Raw genomic sequence first — 16,749 nt, 5'->3', positions numbered from 1 at the left:
AATATGAAATTGATACCCTTTCGGGTTAGATGTCCTTATTTGTCTGTAATGATATCACAAATCCATCTGAATTTCCACCCCTAATTTTGGCTGACTGCTCTATACATTGGCAAGCATAGCAATATAATTGTCTTTCAGGCTTTCCCCATTATCGGAAAATGAAATCTTAATCTTGCTCTTTCCTGACCTGCGGAAATACGGATTACCTGTCTTTGCAATCATTCCCGCAACCTTCTTTTCCACAGGCATTCCGTCAGCGTACTTTATGCTGTTTACTTCCACCAATGTATCAATATCCACATCTTCTAATCTCTGTGCCGATATTTTGTCCAACTGTTCAACTGTCATCCTATCCCTCCAATCAAATTAAGCCGCCAGATATGCTGACGGCTATGTAACACCGGAGCTTTCGCCCCGGCTGGAATTTATGCAATTGGATTATTATGTTTTGTACTCATACCCAACTGGATCTGCATACCTTTTGTTATCTGTCTTAACTGGTTTTTGCTTACTTTCCCGATTTTTTCTATCAGGTCCGTATCTTTCACATCACATAACTGCTCACACTGAGCGATACTGTTCGTTCTTAATCCAACAGCCTTAAACGAACTGATAAAAATATGTGTTGGCAGATATGTCTTTTTATGAATCTTACTTGTAAGCGGTACTGCATGGAATACCGTGCTGTGTCTGTTTGCACTGTCATTGCTCACAATCACTACTGGTCTGATACCGTGCAGCTTGTGGTCATTCTCATCTTCCGGTACTCCAAAATCAACCATCCAGATATCGCCCCGTCTTATTTCACTCATAATATTCACTTCCTTGTCTGTCAACTGGTATTTCCTGCCCACGGATATATTCGACAGCTTCCTGTTCCGTAGGACAGGCAACAACTCTGTCTCCTTTCCCATCAAACACCACGGTTTCTGATGAAAATGTCACTATGCTTAATTCCTTTTTATCCGGCATTGTCCTCCTCAAATGAGATGAGAGCAGGTTCATAGCCCCTGCTCTCGTCGTTAATGCTGATCCCGTGCTCTGCTGCAAGTTCCATGATACCTTTCACCACATCTTTATCCGATGAGACATCATAGATACTGCTTACCAGAATACTGATAATGGAATCTCTTTCGATATAAAATTTAAGTCTTTCCACAGACTTCGTATCTTTAAAGATTGTTTCTACAATCTCAAAATCCGCTTTCTTCGCATATGCTTCTATCCTGTCTGCGGCTCTGTCGGCATTTCTGCCTACGCAGATAACACAACACTTACTCATAGAGCCTCCTATCTGTCGGCTCTGAGACGCTTGAAAAATACTGCCATAAAATCAGCAAGTGAAACAATACCGTTATCTTCCTTTTTCCCTGCCTGCTCCATCTTCTGATAATATCCAGCCATATCATCGTTTGCTGTCTCAACCGTAATGCCGTGCTCTCCGAGCATAATGATGTTATCCATAATTGTTTCTTCACAATCGCCCACCATATCACTCATAAGAGTAACAACCACATCAACATCTTCTACTTCTGCCATACCGACAAAGGCAAACTTCATAGGAAATGTCATTCCCTCCGGTCTTGCGTTCTCCGAAATGACTGCAACCACCTCATATCCATTCACAGCGCAATACTCCTCAAGAACCTGCATTACCATCTGATCCGCTGCCTCATTTCCTGTTGCTCCAAAATATATAACTGCTTTATTCATTTTAAAATCTCCATTCCTGTTTTTATTTTGATTTGATATCCTGTGCACACTTTATCTCCTCACATAAACTGACCTGCCAATGCTCTCTGTACTTATAAGCCCCGTTGTTGTCTGCTGGTTACTGCAAATCAGTTTGTGTGGGAAGATAAAATACTATCTTCCCGGTTTCTTAACCATCCCCGTATCGGGTAACATATCCTTTGCCAGCCACAATCACTTCGTAGTTTCCTGCCCATCTGGACTTACGAAAGTAGCCACTCTCTGAAAATGCGTTTTGCTGAAATTCAGGTGCACTTATTATCTCATTACCTCCGGCTGCTAACCCGGTAGGCACAACCCTCTGCTCTTATCCTTAAAGGCTCCTGCTGTTACGTTTCTCATAATCGGCTACAGCTCTGAGGATAGTCATCGCACGAAATGGGATTCTGCCACCCTGTCATAGACAAGGCGATATAAGCTCGTGGGATATGCGTGTCCTATTCTGTTTTCAATATTCAACGGCTCTTTTCTCAGAACCTGAACAAAGTATAACTGACACCACGCATCTTCTACAGTAACCGACACTCTTTTGAACTAAGAGTAACACTCCCACCTGTTCCAAATCCTTATAAAAAAAGCCGGACTGCATTATCAAAAATGCAATCCGACTTTTTTATTCTGTCAGAAGTTTCATATTGTCAACGGCATTTAATACCATATTCCGGATAAACTGTACTTCCTTCTCCTTCAGACCAACCAGCAGATCATCGACTTCTGCCTTTCTTTCACACCCACACACAAGATAATCCAACGTTATATGAAACAATTCAGCAATACTAATCAGCGTATCTATTTTTGCTCCATTTACACCAGCTTCAATTTTCCGCAGAGCATCCACTGACAATCCAATCTGCTCGGCAAGCTGCTGTCTTGTCATTCTTCTTGCCGCACGCAACTCTTTTATTCTTTCTCCACTATTAACAATATCGTAGTACACCTTCCACTCTTTTCCGGCACCTTATATATTTGCTTAAGCTGTATTCATTGTACCGTAAGCGAATCTTTTGTAAGAGTGACTAAACCAGCTATTTCAGGTGGAATATTGTACACCTTAATACCAAGAATATAAATATTTGCGGATTAAAAAAGAGATATTTCCAAACTCTCATTACATTTTGGAAATATCTCTTTACTTAATATCCTCATCCGGCACAAACTCCATGATGTCCTCTATCTTACAATCAAGTATGGAACATAATCTGTTAAGGATTACCGTTTTTACGACCATATTCTTTCGCAATCGCTGTAACTGTGCTTTATCTATTCCATAATCTTTAATTAGTGCATACTGGCTAATATTTTTCTTCTTGAGTGTGATCCATAACCTGTCATATACTATCATTACAAAGACCTCCTCCTTGTATTCTACGCAAGAGTGTCCTATAATGATATGGTGCGTGTATGCACCATACTGTATGTATATGATAGAATAGAAAATAGCCATAATCTGCATAGAAAACAGCTCTCAAGGTTATTATGTAATATAGAACGGATTATCTGTTTTACTTTTATGGTATTCAACCGGGACAATTCAAGCACCTGACAATTTGACCGCAAATACCCTTCTCAGAAAGGATTCACAACAACACTATGAATGATAAAAACACATACTCTGTTGATAAATATTTGGAAATCATTGCCGAAAAAGAAGGAATCACAAAAGAAGAAGTCCAACAGGAAATTGGGCGGGCAGTTTCCATTGCTTTAAAAAGCCCTGATCCAAAAATGCAACGCTTCTGGACAGACTTTCCATGTGAAAATGATACTCCCACCATTGAAGAAATCATATACCATCTCGCTGAAAAATTTGCAAAAGAGTCATAGACAAAGGACAGGATAACTACCCGTCTATTCACTCAGATAATCTTCCTGTCCTCTTAATATTTGTTCAATCATATGTAATGCAAATTCTATTTCTCTTTCGTCACATCGATTCATCATAAATGCAAAACGCTCAATGTGTTTTTCTGGGTGCTGCTGGCTCATCAAAACCATAGGCGATGACTCCAATGCATGAACAATATTCAAATATGTATCAAGACTCATTGCCCTTCTGCCATTTTCAACACTTTTGATAGTATCCAATGATACATCTGCCCGTTCTGCAAGCTCTGCCTGTGTAATTCCAAGCCTTCTGCGTTCTTTTCTGATATTCTCTGCAATAATTTCGTATATGTGCTCTCTTTTCCCCATAGCCCCATCATCCTTTCTGACTTATCGCATTATATCAGAAATTATTATGGGTTTTAGGAAACTGTAATCCTTTGACATTTTCGTGTAATACTTTGCATATTCCTTCTAAACACCAATCTACTTTTACACTGAAATTTAAAATTTCAGCAAAATGTATATAACAACATGAGAAAAGCCCGTGGCAGATCCACGAGCTTTATCTCCAGTTTGAAGCATGGATATAGATAGTTCCCTGCTTTTATTTAGTGTAACATACACCTTTACTTAGCTACATGTGTAAAATCCCAGTGCGAAAATACGTCTACATAGCAGGTTTTTGTTTCAACCACATATCTCTCCATGCCGCCTAATGCTTCATTATATCTTTCTTTATATTTTGTCTCAACGACCTTATATGTATAATACATAGGACGATATTTGATTAAATAATGAGATCCTTTTGGAACAGTTACGGAGTATCCGCTACCTAAAGAATATGATTTTGATGCACCTAGTGTAACACCCAACTCACTTCCTATAGTTCCACCATTTGTATATCCACCGGAAACTGAAGCTTTAAAGGAAATATTATAAGAAGTATCTTGAGTGTAATTCAATGATAATTTTGCGCTAGATGTAGAACTACCACCACTCGTGCCATTTCTCCATGCACCACTTTTTAAACTACCTTTGGTATATTGATAACCATATACGGTAACAAAATCAGAAATGCGTTCTTCATTTTCCTCATCAGCTTTAATTTCCGTTTCAAAATAATCAGCTCCATCATGAGGCAAATTTTCAGTGTCATAGTTATGAGTCTCCGCAGCAAACGCTGTTGTCGAGCACCCCAAAATCAATATAAAACTTAAAACCATACTAATTATTTTTTTCATTAGAAGTCACCCCCGCTTTGCTTTAAAAAAACTATAAACCAGATAAATAATTGCCAAAATGATACTAAAAACAAAAAAGCCACCAATATAAATAAGAGGACTTTTAAAAAGATAATCCATGTTATTGGTAAGATATCCATTTCCTGAACTAAATCCAGTTATTGAGTCAATATATTGGACAATAATGGAAAGAAACGGAAGCGTACTTAAACCAAATATGCCAAAAATTATCATTATTATAGCTAAAATCTTCAAATGAAAATCTTTCATCAAAATCACCCCCTATTTTAATATCATTTTGTCGTTATATGCAGATCATTCTATAAGCATATTCATAATTATATTTACTTCTCCTTTCCTCAGTATTCAATGTGCCATATAGAGCAATCTGTTGTATATTCTAAGAATAGCAGGAATCAAAGCAAAAGAAAATATCCTATGCAGAAAGTGACCTGTTTTTGCAGAAAATGACCAACAGAACAAAAATTACTCAGAAATCAAGTAAAAAACACAGCATTGATACTATTTCAAAGCTACAGTTCTGCTCTAAAGAATATATTGAGAGTACGCTTTCAACAATATTTCCTAGTCTAAAAACGGTATTAGAAGAATTTTGGTAAAAATTTAGCAGGCAATAATTTGAATATTATTGCCTGCCAAATTAATGATGAAATCATATGATTCTTCTGTCAATCAGAACCAATCTGCTTTCTCCTATCGGAGTCCAAGCATACACACTCTTGCAATATAACGTATCATCAGCTCCGAGCCTGTGCTTTCTGTATATTGTCTGACCAATACTTATTGCTGAAAAAATTCCCATTTCTAGGCAAATTTCTGAACATATCCATAACAATATCATATGATAAGCCTGATGTGTCCACAAACATCTCTTTCCCATCTTTAGATTTAACTGCAATTCCGTTATCACCCACATACGCTACTGTATTGTCATCTAATTTCTGTATTAATCCCGTCATTTCCGCAAATTTCTTTAGCGCAAACTCCCCGGATTCTTCACAAAGTTTTCGGAACTTTTCTGCATCCTCACCTACCATATACGGATATTTTCCATCTCTAATATACCATGAAATTCCCGTTTCTGAATCCGTGTATTTAGGATCAGTTAATGCCCACTCTTCCAAAGGAACACCCTGATACCATACTGTCATTTTTTCACTGGAATCATTGCTTATTTCTGGTTCATCATTTTGAATTTCTTTCTCAGCAATTTCATCCTGCCCCTGTTCATATCCTCTACATGACACGTTACACTTTAGTGCCTCATAAATTTCTTGAACATTTGCATATTTGTTAACTGCTGCAACATCCGGTGTCTCTAACACTTCCTTTTGTTGAAAAGCCTTTGATTGGTTATATTTTGAACCTGATTTTCTTCCTGCGTAAATATTGTTATTTACAGCGGTATTTACCATATTTACCATATTTATAATCCCTCCAGCAGCAATATAATCTAATTTTCTTATTATAGTATGTTGCACTTTATGCCAGATTGCTATAAAATGCAACATACAATGAAAATATTCTGTTGCGCTTGCTTAATATCCCATATTCAAGCAGCTATTATTGTGCATAAGCAGCAGAAGCAATATAGCCTACCTGCGAAGACCCAACAGAATACAACTCATAATGGAAATGGTATCTAACGCCTACCTTAACACCTGTAAATGTCAGTGTCCATGAATCTCCTGAATAGTTAGCAATTTGTACCGGTGCACTTGTTCCGTCATTTCCTACAAGAGTAATTGTTCCCTGAAGATAATCTGTTCCACTTTCATTAGGCATATAAACATTTAAGCACAACTTTGTAACGCTTGAGTTATTAATGGTGTAATAATAATTTCCGTTGAATACACCGCTTCTGGAATTGCTTCTTGTAATGGTTCTATTTGCATCATACTGAATCGTATCTGCAAGAGCAACGGCGTCATCATAAGCAGGTACTACGTCCAAATCGCCACAATCGCTTACTTCTACTGCCTTATTTGCATTAGGGGCAGCCTGTCCCTGAGTGGATACTTCACTTGCAAACGCAGTTGTTCCCATTGCCAAACATAACATCAAACTCAACACCAACGCCTTTAAACTTTTTACTTTCTTCATTTTAAAATCTCCTTTCAAATTAACATCGTATAAATTTTCATTCCAACAGGAATCTATAAACAACTTTATGCTTTTTTCTGTCTTTCCAGATTTAGATAAGTATTCATATTTCGCATATAAAACATCTGCAAATCATACTTTCCTAATTTGTTCATATCCTGAATAACCTTTTCAAAGCTGGATATAAGGTCACATCTTTCATTTAATCCCATGTGACCAGTTTCTTGTGGAAAAGAGCTGAGACTATTACCCCTATCAACATCATAATATGCCTCCAAAGCACTCATTTCGACATAAGAAGCATTTCTCAAATCAATATCGTTAATATTAATCTTTTCTTCAAATTCTTTTCCATTTTCATCAATCCCTTTGGCTATCACTACAGGATTATCATCTGTTGACTCTTCTGCATACTTAATATAAAACGAAAGACCGGTTCCATTTCCGCCTGAAAACAACATATCATCCGTCTTTAAATACACTTTCATTGATGTCTGAGGAAATGCCTCATTTCCGTTAACAGATGTTTTGCTATTGTTTTGTCGCTTTCCAAATAATTCAGATACACTCTGCACTCCCGAACCAATACGCATTTAACCACCTCCATTCGCATTATAATATTAGGGATTGTTAAAAGTCAAGCCGCATCTTAGATAAGTTTGCCCAAACACCAATGATGTCAGAAGATGTAAAATAATAAAAATCAGAAGTTTCAGATTGTAGGTATCCCTTTTTTGTTGCAATACCAATGTAAACAAGTTCGTAATTCGTCCCATCTGAAAGATCAAACACGAATTTTATTGTACTACCGTCGTTAGTAGAATCTGAATTTGCATCTTTCACAGGCAGCTCAGAAAAAAACGTATATAGGTAGTCAATATCCGCTTCTTCTGTTAGCGTTTTTTCCTTGGTGTCTGCCTCTGAGTTAGAATAGTACGTTTCAATTTTCACAACATCTGATGCAGAAAAAGGAAAAACAATATATTCTTTCTTTCCACAACCAGAAATTCCAAATATAATTGCCATTGCGAGAAAAAATGTAAAGACTTTCTTCATACTTAACTTCCTTTTTTAATTTAATACAAACTGTGTACTTGAACCGACTAAACCACCGTCTAATGTGACGTGACTGTAACCAGACCATCCGTAATGGACAATTAGTTTAGTAACAAGCCCGCTTGTTGATGTTCCATAAGCGGTAACTGCATGAAATACTTTTCCACGACTTTGAACTTGCCCAGGAGAATCAGGAAAATATCCGAATACAATTACTGGACGGTTTCGACCAACTTCTGCAAAAATATCGAAATTTGTTACATAGTATGTTGAAGTTGCCGCAACTCCATACTCATTGCAATAGTCGATTAAGACATCTCGAATAGTTAATCCCCAAGAGGAATTCGATTTTCCATAAGAGAGTAACTTGTCTTGCAAAGTGTTTCCAGTAGTTTTTAAATTACCATTCCTAAATATGCGCATAGCAATATTTCATGTATAAACTATGCGCCTATCCTGCTGATTTTAAGTCGCAGCCTCCATAGTGGGCAGGAGAAATAAGCAGCCCCGCGCATAATCCTATGCAGAGTAGTAACCTGTGTCATCGCTTATTTCACCTCCTGTCGTGTCCTTTTACTCATATAACGGTCAAGATCAAAAAAAGGGACAAACTTTTTTGAAATTATTTTTGATTATTTTTGATTCATACCTTGTTAATGGGTTGCCACTTTCCTGCGCAACATTCTTGTGGTATAATTTGAAACAAGCAGACGCTGTAACGAATACCCATAATGTGCAAGAATAAATTTACTTGCTCACTTAGAATGGATGGCTGCAGGGCTATCCATGAGGAAACTTATATGATGATACTCCTATTTAGTGTTTTGAATGATGAACAACGTGCGCTGGTAGAGCGGATATTCCATGAGCATCATATCCACTTCCAGCGCATTTCGTTTAATATTGTGAAGTCAGAGGAAGCCGCAGAGGATGTCGTGTCCACTGCATTTATAAAAATCATGGACAACATCGAAAAAATTTCTGATTTACCCTGTCCCCAAATGACCGCTTTCTGCGTTACCATAGTGAAAAATGCTTCTATTGACGTACTACGTCAATTACAACAGAGTGTTCACATTGATTACTGGGACAATATTTCGGACGATATTGAAGATGAATGTATTCACAATGCAGATGTACATAGGCTGACTGAGGTAATAGATCAGCTTAATCCCGATGATCGGCATTTTATCTATCTTCGCTATACGCTGGAAATGGGATATAGAGAGATTGGTGAATTGCTGAACATTTCGGAGGATGCCGCAAAAAAACGTGGGCAGCGGCTCGTCAAGAAGCTCCAAAAACTGTATGAGGAAAGGTGACGATATGGATATGAATTGGCAAACCATGCTGCATGAAGCAGCAAATGCCAGCTTTGAAAAGGATATAGAAGTTCGCTCTGCCGCCGATAATGACGCCTACTCCTGTGTAGATTTACCGAAAGCAAAGATCCGAGAATTAAGCGAAAAGATTCTGCACTTGCCGCATCAGGGAATTGTTCTATTATTTAGTAGATACTGCTTCCGGCTATCTCCCCAAGAAACTGAAAAGTTTTTCCAAATGAAAAATGCAAAGGGTCGCTTCCGCTTTTACCGTGAACTACTTTCTACAAGCATGGGGCTTAGCTCGGAGCAAGTGATTTCGGATGCTTCTCTCAATCGCGCCTGTAAAATTGCTATGAAAGACTATTTACGCACGGAGCTAAAAGAGGATGCTGCTGTAAGTAGTACCGGAAAGAGCCGAACGCATATTGTGTTCAGACGGTTCGGCAAAGCTGTTGCAGTCGCAGCAATTACCATAACCCTGTTGTTCTCAACGGCTATGGTAACTAATGCAAAGATCAGGGAAAAAGTGATTGCGTGGATAGTCGAGACATTTGAAAAATACAGTATCTTTGAACTGCAAAGCGACGGGGAAAACACAAAGCCCGATTTGCAGAGCTATAAGCCTACCTATCTTCCCGACGGGGCGGAATTGAAGAATACGGTTGAACAGCCGGAAATGCTTGCCTATGAATATGCCATCAACGAATCGAGTTATTTTAATATTCTTCTTAGTAAATCAGATACAAGGATTTACGCCGACGCAGAAAATACAGAAATTGAATCGTTTGACAAGGATGGTGTGATTGGCTACTACTTCAAGAAAGATGATTTGAATTATATTTGCTATGAGCGGGATGGCGATTTCTTTTCTATATATGGCTCTATTGATATGGACGAACTGATAAAAATTGCCGCTGGTATAACAACAGAATGATATACTCATCTTAGCTGAACAAATCAAAATTTCAGGAGGTATAATAAAATGTCAGACGTATATGAAAACTGTCCAGCTTTTGAAAATGATAAATTTCTACTGAGGTTTTCGCAACTTGATGATGCCGAGGATCTTGTAAGCGTGTATAGTGATAAAAATGCACTACCGTTTTTCAACAGCGATAATTGTCATGGAGATAATTTCTATTATCCAAATGAAGATCGAATGAGACAAGCTATTAAGTTTTGGCTTAGTTCCTATTCATCCAAATGGTTTGTCAGGTGGACAATTATTGACAAAGAAAAGCATGAAGCTATCGGCACGATTGAAGTGTTTCATCGTAGTGCAAACGACAACTTTAATCATGTGGGTGTTCTTAGACTTGATTTGAAAAGTGAATATGAAACTTCAGAAGAAATTTTTACAATTATGAATCTTATTGTACCACCTACATTTGATTTGTTTGAGTGCGAGGAAATAATTACAAAAGTTCCTGTTTATGCAGTTGAAAGAATTGAAGCAATGAAAAGAGTAGGATTTAAGAAGTCAACGAAGCTGTTGGTTGGGACAATGGACGGTTACGCTTATAAGGATTATTGGACAATTAACAGAGGAGTATATATCCCTCTGGATGATTTGGAAGCAATCGAGTAGGAGGAATTTCTCCTAAATGAGAAATTCCGACCTCTCACACCACCGTGCGTCAGACTGTCTAACGAAACCATTTTGAGGTAGCAAAATCTACGGTCTGACAAACGGATTTTCATATTTTCTTCATTCTACTAAATGAAGGACTGCCCTAAAGTTCTTTTCGATGCTTTTTTCTTTTCGATTATTCAAATCTGTTGACCAATTCTTGAATTGAGAACATACTTAATAATCGCTTAAAATTATAAGCGATAAACATGGATGCTGCTTCAGCATCGACATTTTCTTTTTGGCGTCTAAGAAAGAAGCTATATCCTAAAGTGCGTTTGATTGTTCCAAACGGATGCTCTACAATGCATCGTCTCTGTTTATAAACATCATTGTTTTCCAATGTTGATTTGCGAACATCAGCAAGGATATTTTCATGTTCCCAACGCTGAAGCGTCCTTCCGGTTTTGGATGATGTACAACTATTCTGATATTTACATGTAGAACAGGATGCACACTTATATTTTTTATATCTCAACCCATTTTTTGATGTGTTTTCAAAAAAAGATAACCTCTCACCTGCCGGGCAGATATATGTATCATCTTCCGAGTTGTAGGTGAATTTTTCTTTACGAAATTCATTATTCTTTGTACTATTATTGGCTTTTGATTTTTTGATATATACAGTCATGCCGTCATCGATACAGTTTTTAATTTCAGTCGCATTATAATATCCGGTATCAGCGATAACTGTACACTCCTCGATGTCTAAGAGTTCTTTCGCATTCTTAGCCATGACATGAAGCTGATTTTGGTCATTGATATCATTTGTTGTAGATATATCTACGATAAAATGATTTTTTGAATCAACTACAGATTGTACATTGTAACAAATATCCAAAGAGCCATTATTTTTCATTCGCCGGGAATCAGGATCTGTAAGGCTCTTTTGCTCTAATCCATTTTCTGCAAGTTCTGTCTTTTGGCATAAGTATTCTTCTTTCAGTTTCTGATAGGTTTCCAGCTTGGCTTTATATTCAGAATCGACCGTATTCTCTTTTTCGATGGCCATAAGATACGAATTTATTTTTTCATCAGTATAAGCAATCTTTTTATCTAAACCGCTTTGGGTGATACAATTGTGCTTGCTATTTTGAGCACGAATTTTAGTGCCATCAATTGCTATCAGCTTTCCATCGATCAAGCCCCATCCTTTAAGAAGAAGTGTCAATTGCTGCAACGTATTATGAAAAGCTTTTCTGTTTTCTTTTACGAACCCAGAAATAGTTCCATGATCTGGTGTTATTGCATTGATCAGCCACATGAGTTCAATGTTTCGTTTACACTCCATTTCCAGAGCTCTGCTCGATCGAATTTTATTCAAGTAGCCATAAACATGCAGTTTCAACAAATCAGAACGACGATATGGCGATTGCCCTCTATTAGTCCCTCTGTATTCTGTAAAACCCAGTTCGAGTAGATCTAATGAATTAACATAGGAATCAATTGCGCGGACTGAATTATCTTTATCAATCAAATCATCTAACGATGCTGTAATCATTCTGGATTGATTTCTATCTATTCCAACAATATATGCCATAATTAAGCCCCCAATTCCTATATCTTGTAACTTAATTATATCATAAATACCAATCGTTAGACAGTCTGGCGTACCGTTCGGTACACGGCGGTTCAATCAATTTAACAAGTAACACACCTTTCAGTATAGTAATCTAACATAGAAACTAATCCAAAACGGGTTAGTCTTTCTTTATTTATTGCAAAATTCATAACTCTTCGCTGACAAACATATGCTATTCGATTACCCGTATAGGCTGTAATCCTTGCTGTATCCTTATCTACTCCGAGTTTTATCAAGTTATTTATGCGGTTCTGCGGAGTTTTCCATTGTTTCCAAATGCACATGCGCAGTCTGCAACGAATTCTTGCGTCCATCTCTTTACAAAGTGTTTTCATACTACCTATCTTGAAATAGTTAATCCACCCTCTGATAAGCTGATTGAGTTTCATCACTTTATAACTGTTGCTAACGCCCCAGCTACGGCACGTGAGCTCTTTCATTCTCTTCTTAAATTTCGCTACTGATTTTGCATGCGGTTTCGCCTTGTATTGATGTGCTCTTGTATCAAAGTAGAATCCAAATCCAAGGTATTTAAGTCCTTGTGGTCTGTCTACCTTACTCTTGGTCATGTTGACCTTAAGCCCCAGTTTCTCCTCAATGAATCGTGAAATATTTCTCATGACTCTGTTGGCAGACATTTCACTTCCGACCATAATGATGCAGTCGTCCGCGTATCTTACAAAGTTAAGCCCACGCTTTTCCATTTCTTTATCGAGTTCATTCAGCATGATGTTTGCCAGTAACGGCGAGAGATTTCCTCCCTGGGGTGTTCCCACGATAGAGTCCTCATATTCATCATCAATCATGATTCCACTGACAAGGTACTTTCTTACGATAGAGATAACATCTCCATCTTTAATAGTTCTGCCTATGATAGTCATGAGCTTATCATGATTTACTGTGTCAAAGAACTTTTCCAAGTCGATGTCTACAATCCACTCATTACCGTCATTCATCGTTTCAAGTGCTGTTAGAATTGCTTGTTGTGCACATCTGTTCGGTCTGAATCCATAACTGTGGTCATGGAACTGTTCCTCATAGATTGGCGTTAATACCTGTGCAATGGCTTGTTGTACAAATCTGTCTGTCACTGTTGGTACTCCCAGGTTTCTGACACCGCCATCAGGCTTTGGTATCTCCACTCTTCGTACTGGCTGAGGTTTATATTTTCTCGCCCTCAACTGTTCCTTGATGTTTTCGCCGTTCTTTGCAAGATGTTCTTTGAGTTCTGTGTACTTCACTCCGTCCACTCCCTCTGCACCTTTATTTCGTACGACTTGCAGATATGCCCTGTTGAGGTTATCGCTAGATAGTATCTGCTCCATTAGACTACTTGTGTCCATGCGTTCTTTCCTTTCCGTCTCGCTTGATTTGACCACCCTTTACCCGATTGGTTACGGCAGATGAATGTCTCCTCTGCAATACGAGACCTACTCAAACTTATTGATTGTTCGCCCCTTTGCTCCATCTCCATTACAGAGACTTCTTCACTACTATGGGCTCTGCTGACTTCTCACAGTTCGTTGTTACTAGGCTAATGGAACCTCTGTGAGATCTCCACGCTTAAGGTGCTCGCTCTTTCTCTCCATATATCCGCCACATTTACTCTGCTACTACAAAAGTGATAGTTATTAGATTTCGTTGTTCTTTGCCAACTTATCTCTCGTAGCCTAGCCTTATATGTGATTTCTGTCCGTCGGACCGGAGATTTGCTTACAGCTTCCTTCAGATTCCACCTCACGGTGGACACCCTTGCTGTTCGGCTATACACTTCCCACTATCTGGGCGTGTTCGGGACTTACACCCGTTAGAGCGCGCCCATGGCGCGCAAACAAAGAAAAGGCGTGACCGAAGTCGCGCCCAATCTTCCCCATTGCGGGAGCATTTGCAAATACTGTTTTATGGGAACACGAAAGCATTGTCCCTTTTTTCCTCCTTGTGCGTTATATGGGTGATACCAATAATGCACAAGGAGGATTTTATTTATGAAGAAAAAAGAAATTGTCACATTGGCACTAACTACCGCTCTACTGATGACCGCTCATGCCGTACCCGCATCGGCGGCATCAAATGCGCCTGAGAGTATGTCGCAAACAGGTTCGATACAAACCATTACTCCCCGATGGGAAAGCACCAATGTTGTTGTCCCGTCTATCTCAATCTCTGGCAAGCAGATTTCTGTGTCGGTATACATTTCACCAAAAAAATCGACGACATCATCCGTAGGTACCCTCTATCTGGAAAAGAAAGTTGGGAATGGTTGGACACCCGTCACCTCATGGTCGATTGATGGAACTGGATCGGTTAGCATTACCAAAACTTACACCGGCACAATGGGTATTACATACCGCACCAGAGTAGTTGTCACAACTGGGGTAGACAAGATTGATGCAACTTCTACCGAACGCACCGTCTAAAAAATTTAGAAAAAGATTGTCCCTTTTTCTGTGTCTGTCCGTTATACAAGTAAATCCACAAAACAGGAGGTGAAATAAGCGATGGCAACGGTAAATACTTTATGGGAGCATTTGTGTGGGTCTGCTTATTTCTCTTGCCCACTATGGAGGCTGCGACTTAAAATCAGCAGGACAAGCGCATAGCTTATATAGTCGATGTTTAGGTTATGCGCTGCCGATGGTTTTATCTACTAATTTTCCATGCTCTCAATGGGCATTGATACCAAACGAAAGGAGTTAATCTATGAAAAAAGCATTATGTGTCCTGTTATCCGTTGTTATGCTACTCTCCATGAGTGTTACCGCCTTTGCCGCAGATACAAAAGGAGCACCGTCGCAAACATTACCATCTTGGCTGCCTGATGATGCACCTGCGCCTGATCCAAACTCCGAGATTTCTATTGTTCACTTTTACATCAATGAGGATGGCGAAACTATTGTTTATGATCCAGAAACGGAAGTCATTCCTTATTCAACAGCATACGGTGATGCAGGAACAGCAGCCATTTATTGGGTTAACCGTTCACAAATTTATTGGGGCATTACTTCTTATACCAAAGGACTTATGACTTTTGCAGGAGATGTTACCACGAATCGTGGAGGATTTTACTTGCTTGGAGATATTGAGTTTGACGGAAGTGCTTCTGGCAACATCATGGGAGTAACAACAAAGCGTGGAACCAATACGGCAACACTCAGCGGTTTTATGATTGATGCTAAAGGAGTTTCTTTTACCGCACCTGATGTATCATCTTCTCTGACTTATTGATTATGTCTGTACTTATTATCGAGGAAAAGCCACCTCATTTTACAGATGTGGAGTTTGAATACAAAGGAATTGAATTTAAAGCACAAATCTGTCTGTTAGACACCGGAAAAGTGATGATTTCTTTTCGTGTACCCAAAAATGAATTAGAGCAAAACCTGTGTAAAGGTTTGCTTAATTCTCGTGGTACAAAATTGGATATAAAAATAAATCATTTACCAATGTGTGCAAACGTAGATACTTGCTCCTTTGCAATTCTCAAAGGCTCATCATTATTCTCCGATTTCAGCATTACTGTCGAGAACAATCTGATTCTCAGAGAGGATAGTATCTGACCTCAAATTTGTAATCTTCCCTCTGGCAGAAAAAGGCTACGCCCGTATCAGCAGTAATGCCGATACGGGCGTTTTTAAAAAGGTGAATTTTTATAATATTACTCATCATTTGAGCAAATAAAGCAAATCGCTATATCCCGACTTCATAAGTAATTGTTTGAAACCAGAAAGCACTTCTTCTTTTGTATAATTGTTGTTTTCCAAAAACTTATTATCTTTTTCACTAAGGTACTGATAAAAAAGAGCCACCTCTATTACCTCGTTATTGTTTGTATAGTCAATGCTATCTAAAAGTATGTTCTCTGCTTCGTTAATTTTTCCTAAATCAATCATATCAAGAAATTTTTTCCCGATACTTCATACTTGTTTTCTTTTTCAAGTTCAACAGAAACATACTCTTTCCCAAAGGCTAATGAAAATAATACTCTAACCATTTCTTTTATCATTCGCATGATGTAATCTTTCTCATCGGTAAAATTCATTTTTCCATCTCCTTAAATGCCATTCTAATTGTTTGGGACATATAAACTAACTGTATTGTAAATATAAGTCGACTTATAAAACTGAAAGTGAACAAAATCGCTGCGCGATGGCCTGCCAAGGCTGTGGCGCAGTTTTTCTACTTTTTCTAAAAAAGGCAGTTGATTACTTCTTG

At 38.4% G+C, this 16,749-nt stretch carries 23 protein-coding genes and 1 pseudogene; 6 read left to right on the top strand and 18 right to left on the bottom strand.

The annotated features are described in order from the left end of the window. Positions 1 to 99: 99 nt before the first annotated feature. The 7 genes from OCV96_RS13815 to OCV96_RS13785 form a co-directional block, all read right to left on the bottom strand. Positions 100 to 348, bottom strand: coding sequence for a DUF6870 family protein (locus tag OCV96_RS13815; protein WP_005602804.1), 249 nt, complete (start codon positions 346 to 348; stop codon positions 100 to 102). Between the two features lie 77 nt (positions 349 to 425). Next, entirely contained in the window at positions 426 to 812 is a 387-nt protein-coding gene (locus tag OCV96_RS13810) for a type II toxin-antitoxin system PemK/MazF family toxin (protein WP_005602806.1), read from the bottom strand. Continuing rightward, entirely contained in the window at positions 805 to 972 is a 168-nt protein-coding gene (locus tag OCV96_RS13805) for a hypothetical protein (RefSeq protein WP_005602807.1), read from the bottom strand. The genes OCV96_RS13810 and OCV96_RS13805 overlap by 8 nt, the downstream gene beginning before the upstream one ends. Further along, entirely contained in the window at positions 962 to 1,282 is a 321-nt protein-coding gene (locus OCV96_RS13800; RefSeq protein WP_005602809.1) for a hypothetical protein, read from the bottom strand. The genes OCV96_RS13805 and OCV96_RS13800 overlap by 11 nt, the downstream gene beginning before the upstream one ends. Before the next feature lie 8 nt (positions 1,283 to 1,290). Further along, positions 1,291 to 1,713, bottom strand: a complete 423-nt coding sequence (locus OCV96_RS13795) for a hypothetical protein (protein ID WP_172606715.1) — start codon at positions 1,711 to 1,713, stop codon at positions 1,291 to 1,293. Between the two features lie 652 nt (positions 1,714 to 2,365). After that, the gene (locus OCV96_RS13790; RefSeq protein ID WP_005602820.1) at positions 2,366 to 2,689 is read right to left on the bottom strand and encodes a helix-turn-helix domain-containing protein; all 324 of its coding nucleotides are present in this window, start codon (positions 2,687 to 2,689) and stop codon (positions 2,366 to 2,368) included. 192 nt (positions 2,690 to 2,881) lie between these two features. After that, entirely contained in the window at positions 2,882 to 3,094 is a 213-nt protein-coding gene (locus tag OCV96_RS13785) for a helix-turn-helix domain-containing protein (RefSeq protein WP_014081251.1), read from the bottom strand. 248 nt (positions 3,095 to 3,342) lie between these two features. Here OCV96_RS13785 and OCV96_RS13780 point away from each other — a divergent pair, with 248 nt between their 5' ends. Further along, entirely contained in the window at positions 3,343 to 3,576 is a 234-nt protein-coding gene (locus OCV96_RS13780; protein ID WP_005602824.1) for a hypothetical protein, read from the top strand. A 24-nt stretch (positions 3,577 to 3,600) separates the two neighbouring features. On the opposite strand, the gene OCV96_RS13775 is transcribed toward OCV96_RS13780, so the two are convergent. The 8 genes from OCV96_RS13775 to OCV96_RS13740 all read right to left on the bottom strand — a co-directional run bounded on the left by OCV96_RS13775 (position 3,601) and on the right by OCV96_RS13740 (position 8,423). Beyond that, the gene (locus OCV96_RS13775) at positions 3,601 to 3,945 is read right to left on the bottom strand and encodes a helix-turn-helix domain-containing protein (protein ID WP_005602826.1); all 345 of its coding nucleotides are present in this window, start codon (positions 3,943 to 3,945) and stop codon (positions 3,601 to 3,603) included. Positions 3,946 to 4,205: 260 nt separating this feature from the next. Continuing rightward, the gene (locus tag OCV96_RS13770) at positions 4,206 to 4,820 is read right to left on the bottom strand and encodes a hypothetical protein (RefSeq protein WP_005602828.1); all 615 of its coding nucleotides are present in this window, start codon (positions 4,818 to 4,820) and stop codon (positions 4,206 to 4,208) included. A 6-nt stretch (positions 4,821 to 4,826) separates the two neighbouring features. Beyond that, positions 4,827 to 5,090: a hypothetical protein gene (locus OCV96_RS13765; RefSeq protein WP_005602830.1), complete on the bottom strand. Its 264-nt coding sequence runs from the start codon at positions 5,088 to 5,090 to the stop codon at positions 4,827 to 4,829. A 488-nt stretch (positions 5,091 to 5,578) separates the two neighbouring features. Then, complete coding sequence (locus tag OCV96_RS13760; RefSeq protein ID WP_005602834.1) at positions 5,579 to 6,352, bottom strand: hypothetical protein; 774 nt, start codon at positions 6,350 to 6,352, stop codon at positions 5,579 to 5,581. A 52-nt stretch (positions 6,353 to 6,404) separates the two neighbouring features. After that, complete coding sequence (locus OCV96_RS13755; protein ID WP_015521442.1) at positions 6,405 to 6,944, bottom strand: hypothetical protein; 540 nt, start codon at positions 6,942 to 6,944, stop codon at positions 6,405 to 6,407. Positions 6,945 to 7,009: 65 nt separating this feature from the next. Then, a complete protein-coding gene (locus OCV96_RS13750) occupies positions 7,010 to 7,537 on the bottom strand; it encodes a hypothetical protein (RefSeq protein ID WP_005602838.1) in 528 nt (175 codons plus the stop codon). 37 nt (positions 7,538 to 7,574) lie between these two features. Then, the gene (locus OCV96_RS13745; RefSeq protein ID WP_005602876.1) at positions 7,575 to 8,000 is read right to left on the bottom strand and encodes an LptM family lipoprotein; all 426 of its coding nucleotides are present in this window, start codon (positions 7,998 to 8,000) and stop codon (positions 7,575 to 7,577) included. A 15-nt stretch (positions 8,001 to 8,015) separates the two neighbouring features. Next, positions 8,016 to 8,423, bottom strand: a complete 408-nt coding sequence (locus tag OCV96_RS13740) for a hypothetical protein (protein WP_262594737.1) — start codon at positions 8,421 to 8,423, stop codon at positions 8,016 to 8,018. 377 nt (positions 8,424 to 8,800) lie between these two features. Here OCV96_RS13740 and OCV96_RS13735 point away from each other — a divergent pair, with 377 nt between their 5' ends. The 3 genes from OCV96_RS13735 to OCV96_RS13725 are packed head-to-tail and all read left to right on the top strand — an operon-like array spanning position 8,801 to position 10,913. After that, on the top strand, positions 8,801 to 9,322 hold the full coding sequence (locus OCV96_RS13735; protein WP_243095884.1) for an RNA polymerase sigma factor: 522 nt from the start codon (positions 8,801 to 8,803) through the stop codon (positions 9,320 to 9,322). 4 nt (positions 9,323 to 9,326) lie between these two features. Then, a complete protein-coding gene (locus OCV96_RS13730) occupies positions 9,327 to 10,259 on the top strand; it encodes a DUF4367 domain-containing protein (protein ID WP_015561001.1) in 933 nt (310 codons plus the stop codon). Positions 10,260 to 10,307: 48 nt separating this feature from the next. After that, positions 10,308 to 10,913: a GNAT family N-acetyltransferase gene (locus OCV96_RS13725; protein WP_119623830.1), complete on the top strand. Its 606-nt coding sequence runs from the start codon at positions 10,308 to 10,310 to the stop codon at positions 10,911 to 10,913. Positions 10,914 to 11,091: 178 nt separating this feature from the next. Here OCV96_RS13725 and OCV96_RS13720 read toward each other — a convergent pair whose 3' ends face one another. Together OCV96_RS13720 and ltrA are read right to left on the bottom strand one after the other, a co-directional pair. Beyond that, positions 11,092 to 12,495 carry an IS1182 family transposase gene (locus tag OCV96_RS13720; protein WP_262594736.1) on the bottom strand — a complete coding sequence of 468 codons (1,404 nt, stop codon included), beginning with the start codon at positions 12,493 to 12,495 and terminating at the stop codon, positions 11,092 to 11,094. Positions 12,496 to 12,596: 101 nt separating this feature from the next. Beyond that, the gene (gene ltrA / locus OCV96_RS13715; protein WP_262594735.1) at positions 12,597 to 13,880 is read right to left on the bottom strand and encodes a group II intron reverse transcriptase/maturase; all 1,284 of its coding nucleotides are present in this window, start codon (positions 13,878 to 13,880) and stop codon (positions 12,597 to 12,599) included. A gap of 642 nt (positions 13,881 to 14,522) precedes the next feature. Between ltrA and OCV96_RS13710 the strand changes: the two genes are divergently transcribed. Both OCV96_RS13710 and OCV96_RS13705 read left to right on the top strand, forming a co-directional pair. Next, positions 14,523 to 14,954, top strand: coding sequence for a hypothetical protein (locus tag OCV96_RS13710; protein ID WP_005602881.1), 432 nt, complete (start codon positions 14,523 to 14,525; stop codon positions 14,952 to 14,954). 283 nt (positions 14,955 to 15,237) lie between these two features. Continuing rightward, complete coding sequence (locus OCV96_RS13705) at positions 15,238 to 15,762, top strand: hypothetical protein (protein ID WP_005602883.1); 525 nt, start codon at positions 15,238 to 15,240, stop codon at positions 15,760 to 15,762. A 437-nt stretch (positions 15,763 to 16,199) separates the two neighbouring features. On the opposite strand, the pseudogene OCV96_RS19440 reads toward OCV96_RS13705, so the two are convergent. Then, positions 16,200 to 16,576: pseudogene (locus OCV96_RS19440) on the bottom strand (DUF6483 family protein). Positions 16,577 to 16,749: the final 173 nt, after the last annotated feature.

Origin of the sequence: Waltera acetigignens (genome assembly GCF_025567015.1) — a bacterium.
GTDB classification, from domain to species: domain Bacteria; phylum Bacillota; class Clostridia; order Lachnospirales; family Lachnospiraceae; genus Acetatifactor; species Acetatifactor acetigignens.
This window is presented reverse-complemented; position numbering and strand designations above follow the sequence as displayed.